Raw genomic sequence first — 3,130 nt, forward strand, 5'->3', positions numbered from 1 at the left:
GGCGAAGACGTCGGCGGCGGTGACACGGAGTACGTCGTCGGGTAGTTGTCCGGTCACCTCCTCGCGCGCGGCGATCACGTACAGCGGCTCCGGGTCATGTGGGCCAACCAGATTAGAGGCGTGCGCCTTGCGCATCAACGTGCGCAGGATACGGCTTCCCTCTTCGTGCCGGGCCCACTTCACCTCGGCGGCAAGGCTAAGCCGTCCTGCCGGCCCGCTGAGCATGGCGACGTCGATCTCTGCCGGGTCGGTTCCGTACTGGTGCCAGAACCGGCCGACCTCGATCACGGGCGCGACCCGGGGATCATCCGCCATGGTCTGTACGAGATGAGCGCGTACGGCCTCCTCCCACCGGTCGCCCATGAAATTGTCGAACTCGCTTGCCATGACGCCCGCCACGGAGTTACCCAAGCCCTGGATGATGGCCGCCCGGCGAGGCTCCGCGATCGACAGCCAGAAGGCCAGAAAGTTGTCCGCCACCCGGTAGTACGCCCGCCGTGGGTCCGCATTGCGCCCGACCGGAAGCACCCGTTGGACCAGGCCGAGGTCCGCCAATGCGGCCAGCGCCCGGGTTGGGTCGATGCCCAACGCGTCCTTGATTTCGCCGAACCGGGTGCGCCCGACGGCTATCGCCCGCAGCACCTGCTCCGGGATACGTTCGCGGCGACCGCCAGCGAAGTCCTCGGTGGCGAGGATCAACTGGCCCTCGTTGAGAAAAAGCCCATGCTCGTTCGCGACAAGTCGCGCAAGATTGTCCCGGAATGATGACAACTGGTCCCACAGGTCCAGGTAAAAGGGTATGCCACCGCAGACACCCCATGCCCTGGCACGCTCGGCGGGTGCGAGACCGGGCAGCATCAACGCCGCTTCGTTGGGCAGAAACGGCCGGACCTGCAGGCGAAGCGTAGCCCGCCCGTAGAGCGGGGCGCGTTCCTCCTGCAACGCCTCCATGGTGCGTACCGCCGAGCCGCACAGGACCAGGCGGACGGGATGGTCGCCCATGCCCTCCCAGATCGCGCGCAGGGCGCTCTCGATGTGCAGATCGCTCTTGATCAGTTCAGGAAACTCGTCGAGGATCACGACCAGCGGCGCTTCTGACGCAGTTTGCCGAAAAAGCTCGAATGCCTCGTCCCAGTCCCGAAACGGACGGCTGGCCAGGTCGCGATTGGCAAGCGCGAGCATCGGAGCCGCGGTCGCCGAGAGCGCGGCAAGCTCCTGGTCGGGCGCTCGGTTGCGTGAGACGTGATAGACAGCCCGCTTACCCGCTGCCCAATGTGCCAGCAGGTGCGACTTTCCGACTCGTCGACGCCCCCACACCACGCCAAGCTGAGGCCCCGGTCGCCCGAACCATTCGTCCAGCAAGGACAGTTCCTTGACCCGGTTGATGAAGCGCACCAATATCCCACCCTCGGTAGCGGATCGACCGCTCCACCATACCTGCAACTATCGCAGCCTGCGACTATCGCAGCCTGCGCGAGGCGCGCTATGGTTTCGCTCCGTCGGTCGCCCAGGCCGTCGAGGGTGAACGTGAGGGTGCATCGCTACCCGTCGTCTTCGACGCGAGCTACTCCGAGTTCCGCGCCGCGGCCTTCTCGCCCTCCGGGCGCAGCCTGGTCGTGGCCACCAGCGGCGACGTCACGCTGCTGATCCGCGACCTCCCCGACGAAACGTGCGCCTCCGTCCCATCGGGCTGATCAGCTATGGTCGGGCTCGGGACGGCAGGTTGCCGGACGTGTCCGTCGGTGACGTGCGCGGGTTGCTCGAGGAGATGCGGGACGCGCCGCCCGGCGGGTGGCCGCGTTACCAACCCCTGGGGCACCTCGACGAGCCGAATCGGTCGGAGGCCGTGGCGGCGTTGCGCGCCGTGCGCCGGTACGGCCCGGACCGGTTGCGGGCCGTGGCTCTGGACGCGTTGGTGTGCCTCGCCGGCCCCTCGGCGCTGGACCCAGCCGATCTCGTCGTGGTCGACCAGCTGATCGGGATTCGACAACGTACCGATCCGCCGGGTCCGGTGATGTCCTGCTGGACCCGCTGGTGGTGCATCCGCGGCGACGACCAGACGGCGGTGATGGCCTTCCTCGGCCTGGCCGGTCGCGCGCGACGGCGTGACCGTGCGCCGCTGCGACAGCGAGAATCCCGACCGGTCGACCGGCGACCCGCTACCCGTCGAACGGGACTGGATGCTCGCCCACGGCATACCCGGCCGGCCGGAGGACCACCTCCTGGTCGAGGACGAGTTCACCGACGCGATGTCCGACTTACCGGAAGCCAACCCGGAAGCCAACGAGGTAGCCGCCGCGATCAGCCTGGACGTCGGCTGGCACCACCCAGACAGCGCCGAACCCCACGGCCTGCCCCTCCTGGCGCTGCTGCCAGGCACCGCGGCAACCCCACTCCCACCCGGCCGCTACGAGATCTAGTAGGCCGAGCGCGCGACTGGCTGTCACGCATCCAGCAGGGCTTGATCCATATCACGACGGTCACGATCCTGGAGGTCGGCTTCTCCGCAAGATCCGCTCAGGATCTTCGCGTCAGACTACGCCGGCCGCCGGTCTCGGCGATGCCTGTCGAGAACACCACACCCCGTATCGAATCCAGGACTGTCGAGATCCAGGAGCTGCTTGCTGGCGTCGGACACCATCGCGCGCCGTCCGTCCCCGACCTGATCATTGCCGCCACAGCCGAACTCGCCGGACTTGTGGTGCTACACGTCGACAAGGACTTCGAGCTGATCGCCGCGACCACCGAACAGCCCACCGAGCAGCTCCGCCTGTCGTAACGGGTAGCGGCCGGCCACGTCTGCGATCATCCCAACGACGGCACCGCGCTCTTTGACGCCTGGTTCACCGCTCGCGCCCAGGGGGACCGACCGTGAAGCTCCCCTTAACGATCAGCCTTCCCGCAGCGAAACCCCCGGTCAGGACCGCATTATTCTGCATCGAATCCCGTTGGGGGCACAGAGGGTAGTCGATAGACTACTAAATACGATCAATCGTAACATCCTCAAGCAGAGATAGAGACGCTAAGCCAGACAGCCACTACCTGACATGAATGATCACGTCACCGATCATTCCGGACTGTTCCGAAAGGGGGTCTGTTGCGTTATGGGAAAGCAAGACATGGCGGACCC

General features: G+C 66.5%; 3 protein-coding genes and 1 pseudogene. 2 read left to right on the plus strand and 2 right to left on the minus strand.

Annotated elements, in window-relative coordinates:
- Together DD1DGNOD_RS01540 and DD1DGNOD_RS26375 are read right to left on the minus strand one after the other, a co-directional pair.
- On the minus strand, window positions 1–1,395 hold a 1,395-nt coding region (locus DD1DGNOD_RS01540; RefSeq protein ID WP_165036335.1), incomplete at its 3' end, for an ATP-binding protein.
- 169 nt (window positions 1,396–1,564) lie between these two features.
- Window positions 1,565–1,990, minus strand: a complete 426-nt coding sequence (locus DD1DGNOD_RS26375) for a hypothetical protein (protein WP_165036332.1) — start codon at window positions 1,988–1,990, stop codon at window positions 1,565–1,567.
- 115 nt (window positions 1,991–2,105) lie between these two features.
- On the opposite strand from DD1DGNOD_RS26375, the gene DD1DGNOD_RS26380 reads away from it, so the two are divergent.
- Both DD1DGNOD_RS26380 and DD1DGNOD_RS01545 read left to right on the plus strand, forming a co-directional pair.
- A complete protein-coding gene (locus DD1DGNOD_RS26380; protein WP_165036333.1) occupies window positions 2,106–2,420 on the plus strand; it encodes a hypothetical protein in 315 nt (104 codons plus the stop codon).
- Window positions 2,421–2,428: 8 nt separating this feature from the next.
- A pseudogene (locus DD1DGNOD_RS01545) lies at window positions 2,429–2,779 on the plus strand (PIN domain nuclease); the annotation flags it as partial.
- Window positions 2,780–3,130 lie beyond the last annotated feature (351 nt).

It is taken from the genome of Candidatus Protofrankia californiensis (genome assembly GCF_900634765.1).
GTDB classification, from domain to species: Bacteria; Actinomycetota; Actinomycetes; order Frankiales; family Frankiaceae; genus Protofrankia; species Protofrankia californiensis.